20 protein-coding genes are annotated in these 24,149 nt (G+C 64.3%); 9 read left to right on the plus strand and 11 right to left on the minus strand.

The genetic code is table 11. The annotated features are described in order from the left end of the window. Window positions 1-18: 18 nt before the first annotated feature. The gene (locus NKG60_RS07185; protein ID WP_352862914.1) at window positions 19-1,542 is read left to right on the plus strand and encodes a malonate--CoA ligase; all 1,524 of its coding nucleotides are present in this window, start codon (window positions 19-21) and stop codon (window positions 1,540-1,542) included. On the opposite strand, the gene nagA is transcribed toward NKG60_RS07185, so the two are convergent. The 4 genes from nagA to NKG60_RS07205 are packed head-to-tail and all read right to left on the minus strand — an operon-like array spanning window position 1,539 to window position 5,402. Beyond that, window positions 1,539-2,717, minus strand: a complete 1,179-nt coding sequence (gene nagA / locus NKG60_RS07190) for an N-acetylglucosamine-6-phosphate deacetylase (RefSeq protein ID WP_352663877.1) — start codon at window positions 2,715-2,717, stop codon at window positions 1,539-1,541. The two genes, NKG60_RS07185 and nagA, sit on opposite strands and share 4 nt — an antisense overlap. Further along, complete coding sequence (locus tag NKG60_RS07195) at window positions 2,714-3,745, minus strand: SIS domain-containing protein (RefSeq protein ID WP_352663875.1); 1,032 nt, start codon at window positions 3,743-3,745, stop codon at window positions 2,714-2,716. The genes nagA and NKG60_RS07195 overlap by 4 nt, the downstream gene beginning before the upstream one ends. Further along, window positions 3,742-4,524: a GntR family transcriptional regulator gene (locus NKG60_RS07200; RefSeq protein ID WP_352663873.1), complete on the minus strand. Its 783-nt coding sequence runs from the start codon at window positions 4,522-4,524 to the stop codon at window positions 3,742-3,744. The genes NKG60_RS07195 and NKG60_RS07200 overlap by 4 nt, the downstream gene beginning before the upstream one ends. Then, a complete protein-coding gene (locus NKG60_RS07205) occupies window positions 4,521-5,402 on the minus strand; it encodes a glucosamine kinase nucleotide-binding domain-containing protein (RefSeq protein WP_352663871.1) in 882 nt (293 codons plus the stop codon). Before NKG60_RS07205 ends, NKG60_RS07200 begins: the two co-directional genes overlap by 4 nt. Before the next feature lie 199 nt (window positions 5,403-5,601). Here NKG60_RS07205 and NKG60_RS07210 point away from each other — a divergent pair, with 199 nt between their 5' ends. The 6 genes from NKG60_RS07210 (at window position 5,602) to NKG60_RS07235 (ending at window position 11,911) form a co-directional block, all read left to right on the plus strand. Next, window positions 5,602-6,561, plus strand: coding sequence for an N-acetylmuramic acid 6-phosphate etherase (locus NKG60_RS07210; protein WP_352862915.1), 960 nt, complete (start codon window positions 5,602-5,604; stop codon window positions 6,559-6,561). A 2-nt stretch (window positions 6,562-6,563) separates the two neighbouring features. Further along, window positions 6,564-7,823 (plus strand): ABC transporter substrate-binding protein, encoded by a 1,260-nt coding sequence (locus NKG60_RS07215; RefSeq protein WP_352862916.1) that lies wholly within the window; start codon window positions 6,564-6,566, stop codon window positions 7,821-7,823. Window positions 7,824-8,063: 240 nt separating this feature from the next. Further along, window positions 8,064-8,987 (plus strand): carbohydrate ABC transporter permease, encoded by a 924-nt coding sequence (locus NKG60_RS07220; protein WP_023718922.1) that lies wholly within the window; start codon window positions 8,064-8,066, stop codon window positions 8,985-8,987. A gap of 12 nt (window positions 8,988-8,999) precedes the next feature. Further along, window positions 9,000-9,839, plus strand: a complete 840-nt coding sequence (locus tag NKG60_RS07225) for a carbohydrate ABC transporter permease (protein ID WP_023718923.1) — start codon at window positions 9,000-9,002, stop codon at window positions 9,837-9,839. After that, the gene (locus NKG60_RS07230) at window positions 9,836-10,897 is read left to right on the plus strand and encodes a Gfo/Idh/MocA family protein (protein WP_352663865.1); all 1,062 of its coding nucleotides are present in this window, start codon (window positions 9,836-9,838) and stop codon (window positions 10,895-10,897) included. The genes NKG60_RS07225 and NKG60_RS07230 overlap by 4 nt, the downstream gene beginning before the upstream one ends. 15 nt (window positions 10,898-10,912) lie before the next feature. Continuing rightward, complete coding sequence (locus NKG60_RS07235) at window positions 10,913-11,911, plus strand: ABC transporter ATP-binding protein (protein ID WP_352974688.1); 999 nt, start codon at window positions 10,913-10,915, stop codon at window positions 11,909-11,911. 208 nt (window positions 11,912-12,119) lie between these two features. Here the strand turns inward: NKG60_RS07235 and NKG60_RS07240 are convergent, their stop codons facing one another. From NKG60_RS07240 to NKG60_RS07260, 5 genes are all read right to left on the minus strand, one after another. Further along, complete coding sequence (locus tag NKG60_RS07240) at window positions 12,120-12,965, minus strand: fumarylacetoacetate hydrolase family protein (protein ID WP_352663861.1); 846 nt, start codon at window positions 12,963-12,965, stop codon at window positions 12,120-12,122. Between the two features lie 29 nt (window positions 12,966-12,994). Then, window positions 12,995-13,726: an SDR family oxidoreductase gene (locus tag NKG60_RS07245; protein ID WP_254815741.1), complete on the minus strand. Its 732-nt coding sequence runs from the start codon at window positions 13,724-13,726 to the stop codon at window positions 12,995-12,997. Window positions 13,727-13,903: 177 nt separating this feature from the next. Beyond that, window positions 13,904-16,276: an aldehyde dehydrogenase family protein gene (locus NKG60_RS07250; protein WP_352862918.1), complete on the minus strand. Its 2,373-nt coding sequence runs from the start codon at window positions 16,274-16,276 to the stop codon at window positions 13,904-13,906. Between the two features lie 13 nt (window positions 16,277-16,289). Continuing rightward, window positions 16,290-17,339 carry a deoxyribose-phosphate aldolase gene (gene deoC / locus NKG60_RS07255; RefSeq protein WP_352663857.1) on the minus strand — a complete coding sequence of 350 codons (1,050 nt, stop codon included), beginning with the start codon at window positions 17,337-17,339 and terminating at the stop codon, window positions 16,290-16,292. Between the two features lie 163 nt (window positions 17,340-17,502). After that, a complete protein-coding gene (locus NKG60_RS07260; RefSeq protein WP_352663855.1) occupies window positions 17,503-18,330 on the minus strand; it encodes a ferredoxin--NADP reductase in 828 nt (275 codons plus the stop codon). A 218-nt stretch (window positions 18,331-18,548) separates the two neighbouring features. Between NKG60_RS07260 and NKG60_RS07265 the strand changes: the two genes are divergently transcribed. Then, on the plus strand, window positions 18,549-20,633 hold the full coding sequence (locus NKG60_RS07265) for a hydantoinase/oxoprolinase family protein (RefSeq protein WP_352663853.1): 2,085 nt from the start codon (window positions 18,549-18,551) through the stop codon (window positions 20,631-20,633). Window position 20,634: 1 nt separating this feature from the next. Continuing rightward, window positions 20,635-22,377 carry a hydantoinase B/oxoprolinase family protein gene (locus tag NKG60_RS07270; protein ID WP_352663851.1) on the plus strand — a complete coding sequence of 581 codons (1,743 nt, stop codon included), beginning with the start codon at window positions 20,635-20,637 and terminating at the stop codon, window positions 22,375-22,377. A 38-nt stretch (window positions 22,378-22,415) separates the two neighbouring features. Here the strand turns inward: NKG60_RS07270 and NKG60_RS07275 are convergent, their stop codons facing one another. Further along, window positions 22,416-23,072, minus strand: coding sequence for a methionine ABC transporter permease (locus NKG60_RS07275; protein WP_352663849.1), 657 nt, complete (start codon window positions 23,070-23,072; stop codon window positions 22,416-22,418). Then, entirely contained in the window at window positions 23,053-24,117 is a 1,065-nt protein-coding gene (locus NKG60_RS07280; protein WP_352663953.1) for a methionine ABC transporter ATP-binding protein, read from the minus strand. The genes NKG60_RS07275 and NKG60_RS07280 overlap by 20 nt, the downstream gene beginning before the upstream one ends. Window positions 24,118-24,149: the final 32 nt, after the last annotated feature.

Below are 24,149 nucleotides of genomic sequence, written 5' to 3' on the forward strand. Positions count from 1 at the left end.
CCGCGGCTCGGGGGACTTATGAGCAACCATCTGTTCGATGCTTTCCGTGCCCGGATGCCCGCGCCCGAACGCCTTTTGATGGAGGCAGAGGATCGGCGCTCGATCAGCTATGGCGAAATGCTGGCGCGCTCCGCTCAACTGGCACATGCGCTGTCGCAGCTGGGCGTCGAAGCCGGCGACCGCGTCGCCGTTCAGGTCGAGAAGAGCCCCGAGGCCATTTTCCTTTATCTCGCCTGCCTGCGTGCCGGCGCGATCTTCCTGCCGCTCAACACCGCCTATACACTGGCCGAGCTCGACTATTTCTTCAGGGATGCCGAGCCGCGACTGGTCGTCTGCGACCCGGCGCGACTGACCGAGATAGGCGCTTTGGCGCAGGCCTCGGGCGCTGCGGTCGCGACACTCGGCAGCAAGGGCGAGGGTTCGTTGACCGATCGCGCCTCTGAGGCGGCCGTGGACTTCCACGATGTGGCGCGCGGACCGGACGACCTTGCTGCGATCCTCTATACGTCCGGGACCACCGGCCGTTCGAAAGGCGCCATGCTCAGCCACGAAAACCTCGCCTCGAATGCGCGGGTGCTCGTCGACCTCTGGCGCTTCACTGCCGCAGACGTGCTGATTCACGCGCTGCCGGTTTTCCACACGCATGGCCTTTTCGTCGCCACCAATGTCGTCCTGATGGCCGGCGCCTCGATGCTGTTTGAAACCAAATTCGACCCGGCCTGCATCGTCTCGCTGCTGCCGCGCGCCACCGTCCTGATGGGCGTGCCGACCTTCTATGTCCGCCTGCTGCAGCAGGACGGTTTGAACCGGCAAGCGGCGAAAAACATCCGCCTGTTCATTTCCGGCTCGGCGCCGCTTTTGGCCGAGACGCACAGAACCTGGCGAGAGCGCACCGGCCACGCCATCCTCGAGCGCTACGGCATGACCGAGACCAACATGAACACGTCGAACCCGTATGAGGGCGAGCGGCGAGCAGGCACAGTCGGGTTTCCCCTGCCCGGCGTCTCCCTGCGCATCGCCGATCCCCATGGCGGCGAAACACTTGCCCGGGGCGAGGTCGGCATGATCGAGGTCAAGGGCCCGAACGTCTTTTGCGGCTACTGGCGCATGCCGGAAAAGACCAGGGCCGAATTCCGTGACGATGGGTTCTTCATCACCGGCGATCTCGGGCTGATCGATGCCGATGGCTATGTCCACATCGTCGGCCGCGGCAAGGACCTGATCATTTCCGGCGGCTACAATATCTATCCAAAGGAAGTCGAGAGCGAGATCGACGCGCTGCCTGGTGTCGCCGAAAGCGCTGTCATCGGCGTTGTCCATCCGGATTTCGGCGAAGGCGTCACCGCTGTCGTGGTGCGGGCGCCGGGCTCGACCATCAGCGCCGCAGGGATCATCGAGGCCATCGCCGGGCGCCTCGCCAGGTACAAGCATCCGAAACGGGTGGTCTTCGTCGACGAACTGCCGCGCAACACGATGGGCAAGGTGCAGAAGAACCTGCTGCGCGAAGCCTACAAGGACCTCTATACGTCCAAACCGGGCTAGGCCGGATGGATAGCGTTAGCTGCAAAAACCTTGGCGCCATCGATCCAGACGCTTTTAATGTCCAGATCGTCTGACAGCGAAACGATGTTGGCGGCGGTTCCCTTGGCGAAGCGCCCGTGCCGGTGCGACTGGCCGATCGCTTGCGCCGGATAGAGCGAGGCCATGCGCAAGGCTTCGTCGAGGCCGAGGCCGACGACGCGGTGCACGAAGCGCACCGCGGAAATCATGTCGAGATCAGCGCCCGCCAGCGTGCCGTCGGCAAGTGTCAGCCTGCCATCCTTGCGGTGGATGGTGCGGCCGTTCAACGTGAACGAGGTCATGTCTGTGCCGATCGTCGCCATGGCGTCGGTGACGAGCAGGATCTTGCCCGGCCCCTGCTTGGCGCGCAAGGCGATGGCCATGGTGGCCGGATCGACATGGATACCGTCGGCGATGATCCCGGCATAGAATGTGCCGGTATCGATTGCGGCGCCCGCCAGCCCCGGCTCGCGATTGCCGATCTGGCTCATTGCGTTGAACAGATGGGTGACCACCGTTGCGCCGGCCTCGGCAAAGGCGCGAGCCGCGGCATAGCCGGTATCGGAATGGCCGATGCTGACGACAATGCCGGCCTTGCTAAGTGCCGACACCTGGCCGGGCTCGACGGATTCGGGCGCCACCGTCGTCAGCAGCACGGGCAGGTTTTTCCGTGCGGCGATCAGCATCGCCTGGTCGGAGTCTAGCATCGGCCGGATCAAAGCCGGGTCATGCGCGCCCTTGCGGGCGATCGACAGATGTGGCCCTTCGAGATGCAGGCCCAGGAACCCCGGCACCTTCCTCCGTGCCGCCTCGGCTCCGGCCGCAACCGCCGCGGCGGTGATCCCGGACGTGTCGGTAATCAGCGTCGGCAACAGCGCCGTCGTGCCGAAGGGTGCGTGCGCCCGGCAGATGGCCTCGATCGAGGCGAGGTCGGGATGGTCGTTGAGCATAACGCCGCCGCCGCCATTGACCTGCAGATCGACGAAGCCAGGCGCCAGCATGCCGCCGCCGGTCTCGATACGCGCAACATTGGATGGAATGGCGCCGGCGGCAACGATGGCCTCGACGAGCCCGTCGCGCACGACAAGCGCCGCATTGTCGTGCCAGTCGTCGCCATCGAAAATCCGGGCGCCAGTCAGGGCAAAGCGATCGCTCATAGGGTTTCCGTCACCTTGCGCAGATTGGGCGGCGTGTCGGGGTCGAGGCCGCGATGGCGGGCAAAAGCCTCGACGAAACCATAGAACGACACGATCAGCGTCAGCGGGTCGGTCAGCGGATGACCGGTGGCGACATGCGGCAGCGGCCGCGCGCCCTTTGCCTTGTTCGACGTCACAAAGACGGCGGCGCCCTTGCCGGCCAGGCTGTCGGCGGTCTCGGCAACCGAAGGCTCTGAGGCGTCGCGAGCAGCCAGAGCCAGCACAGGGAAGCCGGGACCGACCAGCGCCAGTGGGCCGTGCATGACCTCGGCGGCACTATAGGCTTCCGCATGCATGCCGCAGGTTTCCTTGAATTTCAGCGCCGCCTCGTTGGCGATCGCCGCCGACGGGCCACGGCCAAGGATGAACAGAGATTTTTGCGTCTCGAGTGCCCCGGCCAGCGCCATCCAGTCGCAGGCGATCGCCTTGCGAAAATGCTCCGGCAGGCGGGCGAGTGCGGCGAGCAACTTGTCGTCGCCGGTGCTGTGCGCCATCAAGGCGAGGCCGGCGACCGCCGAATTGACGAAGGTCTTGGTCGCCGCGACGCTGAGCTCCGGTCCGGCCAAGATATCGATGGCGTAATCCGAGGCGCGCGCGAGCGGCGAATCGGCGGTGTTGGTGATGGCGACGGTCAGCGATCCGCCGGCCCGCGCCGCTTGAGCCATTGCGACGATGTCCGGGCTCTTGCCGGACTGCGAGATCGCCAGGCAGGCCGAGCCGCCCAGCTTCAGCTTGGCGCCATAGATCGAGGCGATCGACGGGCCGACCGATGCAACCGCCAGCCCGGCGGTCAGCTCCACGGCATATTTCATGAAGGTCGCGGCATGGTCGGACGAGCCGCGCGCCACGGTGACGACGAAATTCGGGTCGCGCTCGCGAATGCCGCGTCCGGCTTCCGTCAGCACCGCGGCCGAACCGTCGAGCAGGCGGGCGGTGGCCTCCGGGATCTCCTCGATCTCGCGCCGCATATGGGTAATTGTTGCGCTCATGGCCGGCCCTCTTCGCCCGGCCCGCTCAGCCGGAGTTCGGCGACAAAATCATAGGCGTCGCCCCTGTAGATGGAGCGGGTGAACTCGATCACCTTGCCGCTCGCCAGATAGGAGATACGCTCGATGTGCAGGCCGGCAATGCCCGGCGGCACTTCCAGCAGATGCGCGTCGCTATCGCCGAGATTGGTGGCGGAAATGCGCTGCACCGCCCGCACCGGCCTGTTGCCGGTCTTTTCCAGCGCGGCGTAGAGAGACGAACCGATCGCCGCCGGATCGGGCAGCACGCTTGTCGATAGCGAGGCGCGCTCGATCGCCAGCGGCGTGTCGTTGGCGATGCGAAGGCGCGCCACGCGCGCCACCAGTTCGTTCGACGCCAGGCCGAGCACCATCATCTCGTCGGGCGACGGCGGATAGAGGCCGCGGTCGAGCCAGGCCGAACGCACCGCCATGCCGCGCCGCGCCATGTCTTCAGTAAACGAGGTCAGCATCGACAGCGACTGCTCGACGCGCTCCATGCGCGGCGCAACGAAGGTGCCGGAACCATGCCGCTGGACGAGGATGCCGCCCTTGACCAGGTCTTGCACCGCCTTGCGCACGGTGACGCGCGAAATATCGGCCTTGCTGGCGATGTCGCGCTCCGATGGCAGCGCATCGCCCGGTCCGATCAGCCCGCGTTTGACCGCATCCTCGATGCTTTTCCTCAGCTGCAGATAGAGCGGTGCGCCGCTCTGCGACGATTGTCTCAGCGCCGCGAATATCTGGTCGGCGGCCTCGCTCATCGCGCTGCCTCCGCCGTGTTCGCAAAAATCCGAACCGCCATCTGCACCGCGCCGCCCAGCGCGTCGTCGAGCGGCGGTTTCAGCAGCGCCCGGTAGCGGGCCGACAGGCGCGGCGCGTAAAGCGGCGCCAGCCCGCCGAGCAGGCAGAGCGGATCGTCGCCACCCAGGTCGAGCACGCCAAGCGCTGCCTCGACATCGGCGACCGCCTTGTCGAGGATCGAGATAGCGACGGCGTCGCCTTTTTCGGCATGTTCGAACACCTTGGGCGCGAAGCCGCCGAAGTCGCCGGGCTTGGCATTGGTGGTGAACTCGACCACATCCTCGGGATTGTTGCGGAAGATGGCGAGCATGGCCTCTGTCAGCGGCGATCCCTGGCGGATGCCGTCATAGGCGAGCAGCGTCTGTTCGAGCAGGTCGCGGCCGATACGGGCGCCGCTGCCCTGGTCGCCGACCTGGAACCCCCAGCCGCCGATGGCGCGCGACTTGCCTTGTTTGCGCGCCATATAGGCGGTGCCGGTGCCGAGTATGGCCATGGCGCCGTCGCCGGAGCCGACCGCGCCTTCAAGTGCGATCTCGGCGTCGGTCTCGACACGGCTGCTGCGGAACGGCAGGATCGCTTCCAGCTGCTGCCGATAGGTGCCGACATTGGCGCCGGCAAGGCCGAGAACGGCCGGAGTTTGCGGGATCAGTCCGGGATCTCTGCCCGCGGCGACAAAGGCCTGGTGCGCTGCATCGACGATATTGGCCCTGGCGCCGGTGAGATCGGTGCGGATGTTGGCGGCACCGCTTTTGGCGCGGCCGAGGAGGCTGCCGTCGGCCGTTGCAAGGGCCGCCCTGCAGCTGGTGCCGCCGCCATCGATGCCGAGCACGAATTTCACGCGATTTCTCCTCCGGGCGGATAATACCAATAAAATACCAATAGCCAAGGATTAATTTCTGTTTCAAAAAAGTTAAGGCGTAGTTTGTTGGAAAATCAGCCAATTTCGTCCGCAAGCCTGCACCGCCGCAACGATTTCATTAATGCGTGTGGACAAGTGGTATTTTTTTGGTATGGTTTTCTCGATTGGAGGAAAGCGGATGGCCGAAACGCGCACCGAAGCGCTTCACCACAATGCCGAGGGACTGGATATCCAGGCCCCGGAAGCCGTCCTTTCCTCCTTGGCCAACGCACAGATCGAGGCCGCCAAGGCCGTGCACGGCGCCATTCCTGCCATTGCCGCGGCAGCCGAAATCATCGCAAGCAGACTGAAAAGCGGCGGCAAGCTCGCCTATGCGGCTGCTGGCAGTTCGGGCCTGATGGCACTGGCCGATGCGCTTGAGCTGCCGGGCACTTTCGGCATCCAGCGCGACCGCATCGCCATACTGATCGCCGGCGGCGAGGAGGCCTTCAAGACACTGGCCGGCGGGCCGGAGGACGACACCGAGGAAGCTTCGGCAGCAGTTGCCGCCGCCCGCATCGGCAAGGGCGACTGCCTGATCGCCGTCTCGGCCAGCGGCTCGACACCCTATGCTGTCAGGGCGATCGAGGACGCCAGGCGCCGCGGCGCGGCGACCATTGCCATCGCCAACAACAGGGATGCGCCGCTGCTGCGGCTGGCCGACATCGCCATCCTGCTCGAAACGCCGCCGGAGCTGATTGCCGGCTCGACGCGCATGGGCGCCGGTACCGCCCAGAAGATCGCGCTCAACATGCTGTCGACGCTCGCCGCCATCCATCTCGGCCATGTCCATGACGGCTACATGGTCAACCTCATGGCCGACAACATCAAGCTGCGCGACCGCGCCGCACGCATCGTTGCCGCCGTAAGCGGGCGCGACAAGGACGAGGCAGCCCGCCTGCTCGAAAAGAGCGGCGGCGTCGTCAAGACCGCCATTCTGCTCGCCGCCGGCGCCGCCAGCGCCGATGCAGCCGAGAAGATATTGGAAGGGACCGGCCACAAGCTGCGGCCAGCCCTTTCCGCGATCGAGGGGAGCAAGGGGCGCAATGCCTCTGTTCTCATCAAAACCGAACCTGAAAAAGGTCAACAGGGAGACTGAGCATGACAACGAAGCTACTGACGGCACTTCTTCTCGGCACCAGCATTCTCGGCTCCGCCGGGGTGGCTTATGCCGACGACGTAACGCTCAACATCGAAAGCTGGCGAGGCGACGACCTTGCCATCTGGAAGGACAAGCTGATCCCGGCCTTCGAAGCCAAGAACCCGGGCATCAAGGTGGTGTTCGCGCCGTCGGCGCCAACCGAATATGACGCCGCCCTCGGCGCCAAGCTCGCCGCCGGCTCGGCCGGCGACCTGATCACCTGCCGCCCGTTCGACAAGTCGCTGGAACTCTTCAAGAAGGGCAATCTTGCCGATATCTCGACATTGCCCGGCATGGAGAACTTCTCGCCAGTGGCCAAGGCGGCCTGGCAGACCGACGACGGCAAGGTGAGCTTCTGCGTGCCGATGGCCTCGGTCATCCATGGCTTCATCTACAACAAGGACGCCTTCGACAAGCTCGGCCTCAAAGTGCCGGAGACCAATGAGGAGTTCTACGCCGCGCTCGACAAGATCAAGGCCGACGGCACCTACATCCCTATGGCAATGGGCACCAAGGATCTCTGGGAAGCCGCGACCATGGGCTACCAGAACATCGGCCCGAACTACTGGAAGGGCGAGGAAGGCCGCCTGGCGCTGATCAAGGGCGAGCAGAAGCTGACCGATCCGCAGTGGGTCGAGCCCTTCAAGGAACTGGCCAAGTGGAAGGACTATCTCGGCGACGGCTTCGAGGCGCAGACCTATCCGGACAGCCAGAACCTGTTCACGCTCGGCCGCGCCGCCATCTACCCGGCCGGTTCGTGGGAGATCGGCCTGTTCAACACGCAGGCGCAGTTCAAGATGGGCGCCTTCCCGCCGCCGGTGCAGAAGGCCGGCGACACCTGCTACATCTCCGACCACACCGATATCGGCATGGGCCTCAATGCGGCCTCGAAGAATGCGGATGCGGCCAAGACCTTCCTGTCCTGGGTGGCCTCGCCGGATTTCGCCACCATCTACGCCAACGCGCTGCCAGGCTTCTTCAGCCTGAACAACACCCCGGTGAAGATGGAAGACCCGCTGGCCCAGGAATTCGTCTCCTGGCGCGGCAAGTGCAAGTCGACGATCCGCTCGACCTACCAGATCCTGTCGCGCGGCACGCCGAACCTCGAAAACGAGACGTGGGTTGAATCGGCCAACGTCATCAACGGCACCGACACGCCGGAAGCGGCCGCCAAGAAGCTGCAGGACGGCCTCGACAGCTGGTACAAGCCGGCGAAGTAAGAGCGCGGCGAAGCGTTGTCTCCCCCCTCGAGGGGGAGATGTCGCCGAAGGCGACAGAGGGGGTCGGCCGAGGCAGGCCGCGGCTTGATCGTTGCTGAAAGGCGCGGTCGAACGACGATGGCGCGCTGCCTCGGCCGACCCCACCTGCCTCGCTTCGCGAGGCACCCTCCCCTCGAGGGGGAGGGAGGCGCCGTGCCCTTTGACGGCAATTGCAAGACCTGATCGGCGGGGACCGAACGCATGGCCGCAGCACCGAAAAGACCATTCCGTTGGCATATCGGCGTTTTCCTGGCGCCGGCGTTGCTGGTCTATACGGCGATCATGATCCTGCCGCTGGCCGGCACGCTGCAGCTTTCCTTGTTCCGCAACATCAATCAGTCGCAGGTCTTCGTCGGACTGGAAAATTTCCGCATGCTGTTCGGCGATCCCAACTGGTCGGTCAATTTCTGGAATGCGCTCAGGAACAATGTCTGGTTCTTCATCATCCACATGCTGGTGCAGAATCCGATCGGCGTCCTTTTGGCAGCACTTCTGTCCAGCCCCAGGCTGCGGTTTTCCGCCTTCTACCGCACGGCGATCTTCGTGCCGACGATCCTGTCCTTCGTCATCGTCGGCTTCGCCTGGAAGCTGATCCTGTCGCCGCTATGGGGCGTGGCGCCGCATATGATGGACCTTGTCGGCCTGAAAAGCCTGTTCACGCCCTGGCTAGGCAAGGCGCAATACGCGCTGACCGCGCTCAGCCTGATTTCGGTCTGGCAGTTCGTCGGCATCCCGATGATGCTGATCTATGCGGCATTGCTGTCCATCCCCGAAGAGGTGATCGAGGCTGCCGAATGCGACGGGATCACCGGTATGGCGCAGTTCTGGAAGATCAAGCTGCCGCTGATCCTGCCGTCGATCGGCATCATCTCGATCCTGACGTTCGTCGGCAATTTCAACGCTTTCGACCTGATCTACACCGCGCAAGGCGCGCTGGCCGGACCGAACTATTCAACGGATATTCTCGGCACCTTCCTCTACCGCGCTTTCTTCGGCTTCCAGCTCCAGGTCGGCGATCCCAACATGGGCGCGGCGATCGCCACGATGATGTTCCTGATCATCCTCGGCGGCGTCTGCGTCTATCTGTTCCTCGTGCAGACGCGCTTGCGTCGCTACCAGTTTTAGGGGAGCGTGACCATGAGCACCGCAACCCGCTCGCTGCCCCGCACCATCGGCGCCCACGCGATCCTATTGACCTACACCGCGATCGCGCTGTTTCCGGTGATCCTCGTGATCATGAATTCGTTCAAATCGCGTGCCGGTATCTTCGGTGCGCCGCTGACGCCGCCGACGCCGGGGACCTTCGACCTGATCGGCTACACCACGGTGATCGGCCAGGGCGACTTCATCCACTATTTCCAGAACAGCCTTGTCGTCACCGTCGCCTCGCTGTTCTTCGTGCTTTTGTTCGGCGCCATGGCTGCGTTCGCGCTGTCGGAATACCGCTTTCGTGGCAATTCGCTGATGGGGCTTTACCTGGCGCTCGGCATCATGATCCCGATCCGCCTCGGCACCGTCGCCATCCTGCAGTTGATGGTGGCGAGTGGACTGGTCAACACGCTGACGGCGCTGATCCTGGTCTACACGGCGCAGGGCCTGCCGCTGGCCGTTTTCATCCTGTCGGAATTCATGAAGCAGGTCTCCGACGATCTGAAGAATGCGGGCAGGATCGATGGCCTGTCCGAATACACGATCTTTTTCCGGCTGGTGCTGCCGCTTGTGCGGCCATCGATGGCGACGGTCGCGGTCTTCACCATGATCCCGATCTGGAACGATCTGTGGTTCCCGCTGATCCTGGCGCCGTCGGAGGAGACCAAGACGGTGACGCTGGGCGCACAATTGTTCCTCGGCCAGTTCGTCACCAACTGGAACGCCATCCTGGCCGCCCTGTCGCTGGCGATCATGCCGGTGCTGATCCTCTACGTCATCTTCTCGCGGCAGCTGATCCGCGGTATCACTTCGGGAGCGGTCAAGTGAATTCGCAAACACCCCTTCGCGTTGTCGTCGCCGGCCTCGGCAATATGGGGCGCAGCCATGCGCTGGCCTATCACACTAATCCGGGGTTTCAGATCGCCGCGCTGGTCAACCGCTCCGATGTGCCGCTGCCGGAAGGGCTTTCGACCTACGCCATCCGGCGTTCCTTCGACGAGGCGCTGCGCGATGAAAAGCCAGACGTCGCCTGCATCGCCACCTATTCCGACAGCCATGCCGACTATGCCGTCAAGGCATTCGAGGCCGGCTGCCATGTCTTCGTCGAAAAGCCGCTGGCAACGACGGTCGCCGATGCAGAACGCGTCGTCGCAGCAGCCAAGGCCAACGGCAAGAAACTGGTGATCGGCTATATCCTGCGCCACCACCCGTCCTGGATCAGGCTGATCGCCGAGGCGCGGAAGCTCGGCGGCCCTTACGTGTTCCGCATGAACCTCAACCAGCAATCCTCAGGACATACCTGGGAGACGCACAAGCAGCTGATGCAGACGACGTCGCCGATCGTCGATTGCGGCGTGCATTATCTCGACGTGATGCTGCAGATCACCGACGCCAGGCCGGTCGAGGTGCGTGGCATGGGGCTGCGGCTGAGCGACGAGATCGCAACGTCGATGTACAATTACGGGCACCTGCAGGTGCTGTTCGACGACGGCTCGGTCGGCTGGTACGAGGCCGGCTGGGGGCCGATGATTTCGGAGACGGCTTTCTTCGTGAAAGACGTGATCTCGCCCAATGGCTCCGTGTCGATCGTCATGAAGGAGGGCGCCAGGTCCGACGACATCGATACCCACACCAAGACCTCGACCATCCGCCTGCACAGTGCGGCAACCGGCGCGGACGGCAAGTTCGCCAAACCGGATGAGATGCTGTCAATGCAAGGCGAGCCCGGCCATCAGGACCTCTGCGACCTGGAACAGGCGTTTGTGCTGAAGGCGATCCGCGAGGATCTAGACTTGACCCGCCACATGGATGACGCGGTGAAGTCGCTCGCCGTCTGCCTGGCCGCCGACGAGAGCGTACGCAGCGGCCTCGCCGTGAAACTCTAGAACAGGGACTAAGCCGTGGGCTCGCTGAACATCGAGAACGTGAAAAAGGCCTTCGGGCCGGTCGAGGTGCTGAAGGGCATCAACCTCGAAGTGACCGATGGCGAGTTCGTCGTCTTCGTCGGTCCATCCGGCTGCGGGAAGTCGACGTTGCTGAGGGTCATCGCCGGACTGGAGGACTCGACCTCGGGCCGCGTGGTCATCGACGGGACGGACGTCTCCGCAACGCCGCCGGCCAAGCGCGGCATCGCCATGGTGTTCCAGACCTACGCGCTCTACCCGCATCTGACGGTGAAGAACAATATGGGCCTCGGCCTCAAGCAGGCGGGCACGCCGACGGCCGAGATCGACCGCCGCATCGGCATCGCTTCCTCGATGCTGTCGCTAGAGCCCTATCTCGAGAGGCGGCCGGCCGAATTGTCCGGCGGCCAGCGCCAGCGCGTCGCCATCGGCCGCGCCGTGGTGCGCGAACCCAAGCTTTTCCTGTTCGACGAGCCGCTGTCGAACCTCGATGCCGCGCTGCGCGTCAACACCAGGCTGGAGATCGCGCAATTGCATCGCCGGCTGAAGGCAACGATGATCTATGTCACTCACGACCAGGTCGAGGCGATGACGCTCGCCGACAAGATCGTCGTCCTCAACGCCGGAAAAATCGAGCAGATCGGCGGCCCGATGGAGCTATACAATTCGCCGGCTAACGAGTTCGTGGCCGGCTTTATCGGCTCACCAAAGATGAATTTCGTCGACGGTGCCAGGCTTGGCGAAACGGCAAAGACCATCGGCGTCCGTCCCGAACATTTGACGGTGGATCCCAAAGCCGGCGCCTGGAAAGGCACGGTCGTCCACGCCGAGCACCTTGGCGCCGACACCAATCTCTATCTCGACTGCGAGAAGGCCGGTTTGATCACCGTGCGCATCTTCGGCGTCTACAACGCCGAACCCGGCGCCACGCTCTATGCGACGCCGGATCCGGCGAAGACATACCGGTTTGGAGCCGATGGCAAGGTGCTGGAGTAGGCGCCGACTCCCCTTCTCCCCTTGTGGGAGAAGGTGGCCGAGCGAAGCTCGGTCGGATGAGGGGTGCTGGAAGGATCGCTGCCCTGAAAGCGTACGTGCCTAAAATCCCCTGATGTTTTCATGCCTCGTTTCTTCCAACACCCCTCAACCGTCTCGGCGCTGCGCGCCGATCCACCTTCTCCCACAACAAGGGGAGAAGGGAAGGTTTCTACAAATCCGCCTTGAACGTCTGCTTCTGTATACCAAGCCCTTCGATACCGAGCTCGACCACATCGCCGGGCTTCAGGAACACCGGCGGCTTCATGCCGAGGCCGACGCCGGGCGGCGTGCCGGTCGAGATGATATCGCCCGGGTGCAGCGACATGAACTGGCTGAGATAGGAGACGAGATAAGCGACGCCGAAGACCATGGTCTTGGTCGAGCCGTTCTGCATCGTCTTGCCGTTGACCGTCAGCCACATAGGGATGTTCTGCGGGTCCTTGACCTCGTCCTTGGTCACCAGCCACGGACCGATCGGCCCGAACGTGTCGCAGCTCTTGCCCTTGGTCCACTGGCCCTGGCGCTCGGCCTGGAAGGCGCGCTCGGAGACGTCATGCGCGACGCAGTAACCGGCGACATAGTCCAGCGCCTCGGCTTCGGTGACATATTTTGCGGTCTTGCCGATGACCACGCCGAGCTCAACTTCCCAGTCGGTCTTCACCGAGCCGCGGGGGATCAGCACGTCGTCATTCGGCCCGACAATGGCCGAGCTTGCCTTCATGAAGATGATCGGCTCCGGCGGCACGGTGGCGCCGGTTTCGGCGGCGTGGTCGGAATAGTTGAGGCCGATGCAGATGAATTTGCCGGTGCCGGCGACGCAGGCGCCGATCCGCGGCTTGCCGGAAACCGCCGGCAAAGATTTCACATCGAGCTTCGACAATGTCTCAAGCGATGCCGGGTCAAGCGCCTTGCCGGCAATGTCGGTGACATGGGCGGAGAGGTCGCGGATCGTTCCATCGGCATCGAGCAGGCCGGGGCGTTCGCTCCCCGCCTCGCCATAGCGCAGCAGTTTCATAGAATTCCTCTCCTTGATTTGAGATGAGCTTAGATCGACCAGCCACCGTCGATATTATAAGCCTGCCCCGACGTATAGGTGGCGCCAGCGAGATAGACGGCGAGATCGGCGATTTCCTCGGGTGTGCCGAGGCGGCCCATCGGCTGGCGGGCGATGAAGGCCGCGCGAGCTGCTTCGTAATCGCCCTGCGCATGCATGCGGTCCTGCAGCGACGGGCTTTCGACCGTGCCCGGACAGATCGCATTGCAGCGTATGCCCTTGCCGACATAGTCGGCCGCGACCGATTTGGTCAGGCCGATGACGGCTGCCTTGGTCAGCCCGTAAACGAAGCGGTTCGGCACGCCCTTGGTCGAACTGGCCAGCGATGCCATGTTGATGATCGAGCCGTCGCCGCGCTCCAGCATGCCGGGCAGCACGGCGCGGATGGTGCGGATCATCGAGCGAACATTGAGGTCATAGGCAAAGTCGAGATCGCCGTCCTTCATCTCGAGGATCGACCCGGAATGGACGAAGCCGGCGCAATTGAACAGCACGTCGACGGCGCCGATCTCGGCAAAAGCGGCGTTCACCGCCTCGTCGTTCAGCACATCCAGCTTGCGGGTCTTGATGCCGGGCGTCTTGCCGAGGTCGGCGAGCACCACCTCGTTGATGTCGGTGGCATGGACGACGGCGCCGGCCTTGGCGAAAGCCAGGGCGCTCGCCCGGCCGATGCCTTGCGCCGCCGCCGTGACGACAACGATTTTGCCTGTCAGATCCGCCATGCTTTTCTCCTCGCCCGTCTATGATCGTTCGGCTTTTTACCGGCACAAGGCCGGGGCGCAATGTGCCAGGGGAGCACTACCATCCCGCCTGTTTCGATATTCGCCTGCCAGCCAAATGTTTTTTCTCGGTAAAGAACATCTTTTGGCTCGTCAAGCCCGGACGTCCTTCCGGGACATTCAGTCGCCGTAGGGCACCCAGACGTTCTTGACCTCGATCGCACGGCGCAGCAGGGTATCGCCGGCTGCTTCGTTCAACGCCCAGTCGAGGCTGTGGCCGTTGCCGGTCCAGACGCGTTTGAGATTGCCGATGGACTCGGCCTCGGCCTTGGCGCAAGTCTCGGCATCGGCGAACACCCAGAGCCCGTCAACATCGTCATGCTTGGCCAGTACGCCGGCCAGCTCGGCGCTACGGCCGGTGACGATATTGATGGCGCCCGCCGGAACGTCGGAATATTCGATGACCTGGTAGAGGTCGGTGGCAAGCAGCGGGTATTTTTCGGACGGCACGGCGACCACGGTGTTGCCCATGGCGAGCGCAGGCGCCACCAGCGAGATCAGGCCGAGCAAAGGCGCATTGTCCGGCGCGACGATACCGACGACGCCGACCGGTTCGTGCAGTGCCAGTGTGACGGCGCGGGCTGGCGGCTGGTGGACGCGGCCCTCGAATTTGTCGGCCAAGCCGGCATAGAGGAACAGGCGCTCGATCGACAGCTCGACCTCGTCGCGCGCCGCCTTGGCGGTCGCGCCGGTGAGCTGGGTCAAACGGGCGGCAAACTCGTCGGCGCGGCCGGAAAGGTTTTCGGCCAGGTAGTAGAGCACCTGGCTGCGGTTGTAGGCGGTCGCCTCCGGCCAGGCCTTGCAGGCGCGCGCGGCCGCGACGGCGTCACGGATATCCTTGCGGTTGCCGAGCCCGGCCTCGCCGGCAAGCTTGCCCTTGGCGGTGGCGACGGCGAAGGAATAATTTCCGTCCGGCCGGACCTGCTTGCCGCCGATGAACAGTTTTGCCGTGCGGTCGATGGCGTCGCCTTCCGGCTGCTCGACAGGTTGGGCCGAAGACGTTGCCGGTTTGATGGTCGGGCTGAGCGGCAGTTTTGCCGAGAGATATTCGAACATGCCCTCGCGCCCGCCTTCGCGGCCAAAGCCGCTCTCGCGATAGCCGCCGAAACCGCAGGCGGCGTCGAACATATTGGTGCCGTTGACCCAGACGACGCCGGCCTTCAATTGCGGCGCGACGTGCAGCGCAAGATTGATGTTCTCGCTCCACACCGAAGCGGCCAGGCCATAGCGCGTGTTGTTGGCAAGCTCGACCGCTTCCTCGGTGTTGCGGAAGGTCATGGTGGCGAGCACCGGCCCGAACACCTCTTCCTGTGCCAGAATGTTAGTCGGCGAAACACCTGTCGCCAGCGTTGGCAGATGGTAATAGCCCGAGGCGGGCAGTGCCGAGTCCGGCTGCCAGCAGATCGCGCCCTGCTTGGCGCCTTCGGCGATCAGGCCCTTGACGCGATCGAGCTGGGTCAAATCGACCAGCGGGCCGATGTCGGTGTTCTTGTCGAGCGGGCTGCCGACGCGCAGCCGGCTCATCCGCGTCTTGACCTTGGCGATGAAGGCGTCGGCGATGCCTTCCTGCACCAGCAGGCGCGAGCCGGCACAGCAGACCTGGCCCTGGTTGAACCAGATGCCGTCGACCAGACCTTCGACGGCGCTGTCGAGGTCGGCATCCTCGAAAACGACAAAGGCCGACTTGCCGCCAAGCTCCAGCGACAGTTTCTTGCCCGAACCGGCAGTGGCCTTGCGGATGATCTTGCCTACCTCGGACGAACCGGTGAAGGCAATCTTCTGGATGCCGGGATGGTTGACGATGGCCGCGCCCGCCTCCGGCCCGCCCTGGACGATGTTGACGACGCCCTTCGGCACGCCGGCGCGTCCGCAGATCTCGGCAAAGAGGATGGCGGTGAGCGGCGTGAATTCCGCGGGTTTGAGCACCACGGTGCAGCCCGCGGCGAGCGCCGGCGCGATCTTCCAGGCGAGCATCAAGAGCGGGAAGTTCCACGGGATGATCTGGCCGACGACGCCGACGCCCTTATGGCCTGGAAAATCCCTGTCCAGCGCCTGCGCCCAGCCGGCATGATGGATGAAATGGCGGATGGCGAGCGGCACGTCGATGTCGCGGCTTTCGCGGATCGGCTTGCCGTTGTCGATCGATTCCAGCACCGCGAACAGCCGTTGGTGACGTTGCATGGCGCGGCCGATGGCATAGAGCACTTTGGCTCGGCTGTAGCCGGTGCTGGCGCTCCATTTCGGCAGCGCTTTTGTGGCGGCCGAAACCGCAGCGTCGATATCGGCGGCACCAGCGTCCGACACCTTGGCCAGCAATTTGCCGGAGGCGGGATCGCTGGTGTCGAAGGTCTTGCCTCCGCTGGCTGCCTTCCAGTCGCCGCCGATGAACAGCGCTTTGCCGAAATCCCGCGCGGCAAGCCACCCATCGGCCTCGTTGCGGGCTTCCGGCGCCGGCCCGTAATCCATGGCGTGATAGCGTTCGAGAATGTTCATGAAGCGCTCCGATTCACGCCATCGCGTGGCGATGATTGGCCGAGTAGTGGCCTGTCAGATGATGCTCGAGTTGGCGCTCGATGTCGGTCAAAAGGCTTGATGCTCCGAAGCGAAACAGCTCCGGCTCCAGCCACGGCCGGCCCAGTTCTTCTTTCATCAGCACCAGCCAATCGAGCGAGGCTTTTGCCGTGGAAATGCCACCGGCCGGCTTGAAGCCGATGAGATAGCCGGTTTCCTCGAAATAGGCGCGGATGGCGCGCACCATGGCAAGGCCAACCGGCAGCGTCGCGTTGACGCTTTCCTTGCCCGTGGAGGTCTTGATGAAATCTGCGCCCGCCATCATCGCCACCATCGAGGCGAGCATGACGTTGCGCAGCGTCGCGAGGTCGCCGGTGCCGAGGATCACCTTCAGATGCGCCTCGCCGCAAGCGGCGCGCATCGAGACAATCTCGTTATAGAGCTCTTGCCATTTCGCCCCGAATACCAGGCCGCGCGGGATGACGACGTCGATCTCGTCGGCGCCGTCGCGGACCGATGCTTCGATCTCCTGCAGGCGCGTCGAAAGTGGGGCAAGGCCATGCGGGAAAGCCGTCGAAACGGCGGCGACATGGACGCCGCTGCCGCGCAGCGCCTCGACGGCAGTGGCGACGAAGGGATGATAGACGCAGACCGCCGCCGGGCGGATCTGTTCACCGGTAATGCCGAGCCCCTCGGCAATGTCGCGGCGGAACGGGTTGACTGCCTTGGCACAGAGCCGGCGCACGCGCTCTTCCGTGTCGTTCGAGTTCAGCGTCGTCAGGTCCATGCAAGCGACGGCGCGCAGCAGCCAGGCGGCCTGGTTATCGGCCTTGATCGAGCGTCGTTTGGTCAGGCTGGCGACGCGGCGTTCCAGCGCCGAACGGTTGACGCTGCGCACCGATTCCATGAAGCCGAGATCGAGCCTCATGCCGGGATTGCGGGCAATGCCATGGACCTGCGGCACCGGCGCATTGGCGGCGGCGCGCGCCGGCAGCGGCGTGATCTTGGACGTGCCGAGATCGGTTTCGCGGATTGTGCTGCTCATCTCCTGCCCCTTGTTCAGCGACTTATGCCGAAGATAGACCGTGAAGCAGCGCTTCACGAGTCCTTCAAGCGGTCATAGCGGAAAAAGGCAGTCAAGGCAGCCGATTTTTGACCGTATGATCAAAATCAAGGTCGCAAACCAGTGGACGCTGAGCTGCCGCGTCTCAGCCGACGAAGGCGCGCTCGACGACGAAGCTTGCCGGATGATGCAGCGAGCCTTCCTGGAAGCCGTGGCTTTCAGCCAGCTCCTTGACGTCCTTCAGCATATGCATCGAGCCGCAGATCATGATGCGGTCGGTCTCGGGATTGAGCTTGTCGATGCCGAGATCGGTGTAGAATTTGCCCGAGCCGATCAGCGCGGTGATGCGGCCCATGCACTCGGAGGTCTCACGCGTCGTTGAATTGTAGAGCGTGACGCGGCCACCGGTCAGCTCGCCGATCAGCGGATCATTCTCCAGTGCGGCCACCAGCTCCTGGCCGTAGGTGAGTTCAGCATTGTCTCGGCAGGTATGGGTCAGGACCACCTGCTCGAACTTCTCATAGGTGTCGGGATCGCGCAGCAGGCTGGCGAAGGGCGCGATGCCGGTGCCTGTCGAGATCATGAACAAGCGCTTGGCCGGCGTCAGTGCGTCGACCACCAGCGTACCGGTCGACTTCTGCCGCATGATGACGGTGTCGCCGATCTGGATCTTCTGCAGCTCCGAAGTGAGCGGGCCGTCCGGCACTTTGATCGAGAAGAATTCGAGTTCGTCGTCCCAGGCAGGGCTGGCGATCGAATAGGCGCGGAACACCGGCTTCTCGGCATTTGGCAGGCCGATCATGACGAACTCGCCGGAGCGGAAGCGCAGCGACTGCGGCCGGGTGATGCGGAACGAAAACAGCCGGTCGGTATAGTGCTTCACCGAGACGACAGTTTCGGCATAGACATTGGCCGGTATCGGGAACTGCAACGGCCGGGCGCCGGCAGTGTTGAACGCGGATGTGGTGTTCATCAAACCTAACCTTCCGGGCCAGCTCAGCGCCCGCGCCAAATCTTCACCTGCGCGCCCGAACCGGTCAGGTTCCAGCGTGCCGTTTGCACACTCCGAAGCGGTAAGCTCTTGTGTCCGGAATTTATTAGTATACAAACGATATTTGCGTCAAGACGCCGCCGTAAAACAGCTTTCCAAACTGAGGCATGTAAGCAGTTCGGGCATTTCGGGTTTCGACAATGGAACAGAATTTTTCGGCGCAAGCTCTGGATTCGGCGGGCAGTGTCGTCGCCGGCATAGATGTCGGCGGAACCTTTACCGACCTGCTTCTGATCGACGGCCGTGATGGTGGCCGGGTGCATATCGCCAAAACCCCGACGACGGTCGACAACCAGGCCTTCGGCGTCGTTGCAGCGCTTGGTGCCACCGGCTTTCCCGTCGACGGCATCGACCTCATCGTGCACGGCACGACGACCACGACCAACGCCGTTCTGGAGCGCCGGTTGGCCAAGACCGGCATGATCACCACGCGCGGCTTTCGCGACGTGATCGAGCTAGGCCGGCGGACACGGCCGCAACCCTATGGAATGACAGGCACCTTCGTGCCGATCATTCCGCGCAATCTGCGGCTCGAAGTGTCGGAGCGGGTCGAAGCCTCGGGCGCGGTGCGCATCCCGCTCGACGAGGCCGAGATGCGGACAGCGATTTCACAACTGATCGCGGCCGGCTGTGAATCCCTCGTCATCCATTTCCTGCATTCCTACGCCAATCCGGCGCATGAGCGGCGCGCCGCCGAGATCGCCGCCGAGCTTTGGCCGAACGGCTACATCACGACGGGCCACGCGCTGCTTTCGGAAGCGCGCGAATTCGAGCGCGGGGTGACCGCTTCGGTCAACGCTTCGGTGCAACCGATCCTCGAACGTTATGTCGAGCGGCTGCGTAAGGAGCTGGCATCAAAAGGCTACGCCCGCGACTTCCTGATCATGAACGGCAATGGCGGCATGATCTCTGCCCGTTTTGTCACACGTGAGTCGGCCAAGACCGTCATGTCCGGCCCCGCTTCCGGCGTCATTGCCGCCGCCTATACGGGAAAACGCGCCGGCTTCGAAAACCTGGTCACCTACGACATGGGCGGCACCTCGACCGACGTGGCGCTGATCCGCAACGCCGAGCCGGCGGTGTCGAACGAGATCGAGATCGAATATGCCATGCCGATCCATGTGCCGATGGTGGCGGTGCATACGGTCGGCGCCGGCGGCGGCTCGATCGCCCGCGTCGATGCGGCCGGCCTGATCCAGATCGGCCCGGAAAGCGCCGGCGCCAATCCCGGGCCGATCTGCTACGGACGCGGCGGCTTGGAGCCGACCATCACCGACGCCAATCTGGTGCTCGGTCGGCTAGCGCCGAAAAAGCTGCTTGCGGTGGAAAACCCGGTCACCGTCGAACGCGTCACCGGCATATTCGAGGACAGGATCGGCCGCGCCACCGGCCTATCCGGCGTCGAGGCTGCGGGTGCGGTGCTGCGGCTCGGCAACGTGAAGATGGCCGGCGCCATCCGCATGGTTTCGGTATCACGCGGCCACGACCCGCGCGATTTCGCGCTGTTCGCCTTCGGCGGCGCCGGGCCGCTGCATGCGACGGCATTGGCGCGCGAGCTCGGCCTGCCCAAGGTGCTGGTGCCGGCGCGGCCGGGCATTACCAATGCGCTCGGCTGCGTCGTCGCCGACCTCAGGCACGACTTCGTCAACACGGTCAACCAGCCGGTGGCCAGTCTCGATGAAACCCAACTCCACGACACATTGGAACGGCACCGAAACGAAGGCGAAGAGCTGATCGGCAAGGAAGCGGTGAAGCCGGAAACGATCCGCGTCACGCATTCCGCCGACATGCAGTTCGTCGGCCAGACGCATATCATCAACGTGCCGCTGCCGTCGTCTGCGGTGACGCGCGAGGTACTGCAGCAACTGTTCGAGAAGGCCTATTTCGCCCGCTTCAAGGTCCAGCTGCCGGAAATCCGCGCCAATCTGGTCAACCTCAACACCTCGGTCACCGGCGTGCGGGCGGCGATCGATCTGTCGCGGCTGATCGACCCGGCTGGCCGCGCCAAGACGCTCGAAGAGGCGCGGCGCGAAATCCGGCCGGTCTGGTATGGCGGGCGCTGGTACGACACGCCGGTCTACAGCAGGGAAAAACTGCCGCTCGACGCCGTCATCATGGGGCCGGCGATCCTCGAGCAGATGGACGCCACCACCGTGCTGGAGCCGGGCGACCGGGCGCGATCGGATGCCGATGGCAACATCATCATCGATATCGGTGAGGCCTGAGATGGAAAAACTCGACGCGATCACCCTTTCGGTCATCCAGGCGGCCCTGCAGCAGGTCTGCGACGAAATGGACCTGACGTTTTCGCGCGCCGCGTTCTCGCCTGTCATCGCCGAGGCCAATGACCGTTCGGATGGCATCTATTCGGCGCTCGATGGTTCGCTGATCGCGCAAGGCAGCCAGGGCCTGCCGGTGTTCGTCGGCGTCATGCAGTATTCGACCAAAACCGTGATCGAGATGATCGCCGACGGACGCTGCCTGCCGCCCGAGCCGGGCGATATCTACATCGTCAATGACCCCTATCTCGGCGGCACCCATCTGATGGATGTGCGCTTCGCCATGCCGGTCTACCGGGACGGCAAGATATTCTGCTGGCTGTCGAACACCGGCCACTGGCCCGACATCGGCGGTTCGGTGCCGGGCGGCTTCTCCGCCTCGGCAACGGCGGTCGAGCAGGAAGGTTTGCGGCTGCCGCCGGTGAAGCTGTTCAAGAAGGGCGTGCTCGATCGCGAAATCTACGCCATCATCTGCTCGAACATCAGGGTTGCCGACCAGCGCATCGGCGACATCCGGGCGCAGGCGGCGGCACTGCTGATCGGTCAAGATCGACTGAACGGAATCCTGGATCGTTACGGGGATGAAACGGTCGTCGATGCGATCGCCGAACTGCGCCGCCGCGCCGCCGAACAGATGCGCGCGAACATATCAGCCATTCCCAACGGCATTTATCGGTCGCGGGCTTTTGTTGATTCCGACGGCGTGGTCAACGAGCCGCTGACTATCGCGCTGGCGGTCGAAAAACAGGGCGACACGCTCAGCTTCGACTTCTCGGGGTCGTCAAAGCCTTGTGCCGGGCCGATGAACAGCGTGCTGGCGACGACCTTGTCCTCGGTGTATCTCGCCATGCGCCATATTTTCCCCGACGTGCCGATCAGCGCCGGCGCATTCGAGCCGCTGATCGTCAAGCGGCCGGAAGGCACTTTCCTCGACGCCAAATATCCGCGTCCGGTGTCGGGCTGCGCGGCCGAAGTCTCGCAGCGCATCGCCGAGGCGGTGTTCGCGGCGATGGTACAGGCGCTGCCGGACAAAGTGACGGCGGCTCCGGCCGGCTCCAGCGGCAATTTCGCGCTCGGCGGCAACGATCCGGCCCGCGGCCGCGATTATGTCATGTACCAGATCTCCGGCGGCGGCTATGGCGGCAATGCCGGTCACGACGGCCTGACCAATGGCTGCTCGACCATCGGCATTTCCAAGTCGCCACCGGTCGAAATCATGGAGCAGGCCTTCCCGGTGCTCTACCGCCACTACGCCCTGCGCGAAGGCTCGGGCGGCGCCGGCAAGCATCGCGGCGGTTTCGGACTTGCCTATGAGGTCGAGATCCTGCGCGGCGACGCCCGCGCCTCCTTCGTCATGGATCACGGCCGCTTCGGCCCGCAAGGCGCGCTCGGCGGCAAGGACGGTGCGGTCAACACGGTGACCGTGTTCCGCGACGGCGAGGCGCATGTGCCTGCGCATCTCTCCAAGGAGCAGGACATCACGCTGAAGGCAGGCGACCGCGTGCGCGTCGGCACGCCGGGCGGCGGCGGCTACGGCGATCCGTTGCAACGGGACGCCGATCTGGTGTCGAGGGATGTCGCGCTGGGCTATTACACGCCCGCAGAAGCCGCCGAAAAGTTCGGCGTCGCTCTCTCGGCGGATGGATTGGGGATCGACCGGGCAGCCACGGAAAAGAGGCGCGCCGGCTGACGGCGCGGCCCTGGATTTCCGTCATTTGCGGCCAACGATCAGTTGCGGTGGTCCAGCCTCGCGACCAGCCGGTCGCCGGCCCACTGGATGCCGCAGACCAGGGCGATCAGGACGATGACAACGGCGATCATGACTGACGTTTCGAAGCGTTGGTAACCGTAGCGGATGGCGAGGTCGCCGAGCCCGCCGGCGCCGATGGCGCCGGCCATGGCCGAGGCGCCGATAAGCGTCACCAGCGTCACCGTGAAGCCGGCGACGATGCCGGGCAACGCTTCCGGCACCAGCACCTCGCGAATGATCGTCCAGCGGTTGCCGCCCATGGCGCGCGCCGCTTCGATCAACCCGTGGTCGACCTCGCGCAGCGACACTTCGGCGATGCGGGCATAGTAGGGCGTCGCCGCGATCGACAGCGGCACGATCGCTGCCCAGGTGCCGATCGAGGTGCCGACGATCAGCCGCGTCACCGGGATCAGCGCAACCAGCAGGATGATGAAAGGCACCGAGCGGAAACCGTTGATGACCGCGCCAAGCGCGCGGTTCACCCACAGGTTTTCGGCGATGCCGCCGCGGTCGGTGGCGACCAGCGCCAGGCCGAGCGGCAGCCCGAAAACCAGCGAGATTAGGCCGGAGGCGGCCGTCATCAGGATCGTTTCCCAGATCGAACGGACGAGAAGCTCAAACAGAACCGGCGACATGGCCAAGCACCTCCACCCGCGCATTGCGGGCTTTCAAGAACGCGATCACCTCTGCCAGGTGAGCTTCATTGCTGCCGGCGATGGCCACGAACAGCGTCCCGACAGGCTGCTGCTGGACGTGATCGATGCCGCCATGCACGAGGCGGAACGAGCCGGGAACTGCCGAGGCAAGATCGGACAAAAGCGGGCTTCGCGCGGCCTCACCCGCCACGTCGATCCTGAGGATCGCTTCCACGCCGGCGTTCTGCGTTAGCCGGGTTGCGATCTCCGCCGGCAATTGCGGCCTGATGCCGCCGAGCAGGCTTTGCGTGATCGCCGACTTCGGATCGGCAAACACCGACCAGACCGGCCCTTGCTCGACGATCCGCCCGGCGTCGATCACCGCGACGCGGTCGGCGATCGAACGGATCACCTCCATCTCATGGGTGATGAGCAGGATGGTCAGGCCGAGCTGCCGGTTGATGTCTCTGAGCAAGGCAAGGATGGAGCGCGTCGTCTCCGGGTCCAATGCCGAGGTCGCTTCGTCCGACAGCAGCAGCGCCGGGCGCGCCGCAAGCGCCCGGGCAATGCCGACGCGCTGCTTCTGCCCGCCCGACAGCGAGGCCGGATAGGCTTTCGCCTTCTCCGACAGGCCGACGAGCTCGAGCAACTCGGCGGCGCGCGCCAGGCGTTCGGCCTTGGGCCGGCCTTCGATTTTGAGCGGCAGCGCTACATTGTCTTCGACCGTCTTGGCGGACAGCAGGTTGAAATGCTGGAAGATCATGCCGATGCGCCGGCGCAGCGGCTGCAATTCGCGCTCGCCGAGCCGGCTGATGTCGCGACCTTCGATGAAGACCTGTCCTGTATCCGGCCGTTCCAGGCCGTTCAGGCAGCGTATCAGCGTCGACTTGCCGGCGCCGCTGCGGCCGATGATGCCGAGGATCTCGCCCTGGCGCACGCTGAGCGATACGCCGTCCAGCGCCGCTGTCGCGCCAAAGCGGCGCTTCAGCTCGATTAGGCGTACGACATCGTCCGGTCCCGCGGCACGGTTGCCGGCGGAATGCATGACTTCGGCAACCGGGGCGAAATGCTGGTTCA

The sequence above is a fragment of the Mesorhizobium sp. M1428 genome (assembly GCF_040317515.1).
In the GTDB taxonomy this organism is placed as follows: Bacteria; Pseudomonadota; Alphaproteobacteria; order Rhizobiales; family Rhizobiaceae; genus Mesorhizobium.

Excerpts from the sequence above, each read along its gene's own strand:
- NKG60_RS07185 (WP_352862914.1), top strand. The coding sequence starts at position 19 with ATGAGCAACCATCTGTTCGATGCTTTCCGTGCCCGGATGCCCGCGCCC.
- nagA (WP_352663877.1), bottom strand. The coding sequence starts at position 2,717 with ATGAGCGATCGCTTTGCCCTGACTGGCGCCCGGATTTTCGATGGCGAC.
- NKG60_RS07195 (WP_352663875.1), bottom strand. The coding sequence starts at position 3,745 with ATGAGCGCAACAATTACCCATATGCGGCGCGAGATCGAGGAGATCCCG.
- NKG60_RS07200 (WP_352663873.1), bottom strand. The coding sequence starts at position 4,524 with ATGAGCGAGGCCGCCGACCAGATATTCGCGGCGCTGAGACAATCGTCG.
- NKG60_RS07210 (WP_352862915.1), top strand. The coding sequence starts at position 5,602 with ATGGCCGAAACGCGCACCGAAGCGCTTCACCACAATGCCGAGGGACTG.
- NKG60_RS07215 (WP_352862916.1), top strand. The coding sequence starts at position 6,564 with ATGACAACGAAGCTACTGACGGCACTTCTTCTCGGCACCAGCATTCTC.
- NKG60_RS07220 (WP_023718922.1), top strand. The coding sequence starts at position 8,064 with ATGGCCGCAGCACCGAAAAGACCATTCCGTTGGCATATCGGCGTTTTC.
- NKG60_RS07225 (WP_023718923.1), top strand. The coding sequence starts at position 9,000 with ATGAGCACCGCAACCCGCTCGCTGCCCCGCACCATCGGCGCCCACGCG.
- NKG60_RS07240 (WP_352663861.1), bottom strand. The coding sequence starts at position 12,965 with ATGAAACTGCTGCGCTATGGCGAGGCGGGGAGCGAACGCCCCGGCCTG.
- NKG60_RS07245 (WP_254815741.1), bottom strand. The coding sequence starts at position 13,726 with ATGGCGGATCTGACAGGCAAAATCGTTGTCGTCACGGCGGCGGCGCAA.
- NKG60_RS07250 (WP_352862918.1), bottom strand. The coding sequence starts at position 16,276 with ATGAACATTCTCGAACGCTATCACGCCATGGATTACGGGCCGGCGCCG.
- deoC (WP_352663857.1), bottom strand. The coding sequence starts at position 17,339 with ATGAGCAGCACAATCCGCGAAACCGATCTCGGCACGTCCAAGATCACG.
- NKG60_RS07260 (WP_352663855.1), bottom strand. The coding sequence starts at position 18,330 with ATGAACACCACATCCGCGTTCAACACTGCCGGCGCCCGGCCGTTGCAG.
- NKG60_RS07265 (WP_352663853.1), top strand. The coding sequence starts at position 18,549 with ATGGAACAGAATTTTTCGGCGCAAGCTCTGGATTCGGCGGGCAGTGTC.
- NKG60_RS07270 (WP_352663851.1), top strand. The coding sequence starts at position 20,635 with ATGGAAAAACTCGACGCGATCACCCTTTCGGTCATCCAGGCGGCCCTG.
- NKG60_RS07275 (WP_352663849.1), bottom strand. The coding sequence starts at position 23,072 with ATGTCGCCGGTTCTGTTTGAGCTTCTCGTCCGTTCGATCTGGGAAACG.
- NKG60_RS07280 (WP_352663953.1), bottom strand. The coding sequence starts at position 24,117 with ATGCATTCCGCCGGCAACCGTGCCGCGGGACCGGACGATGTCGTACGC.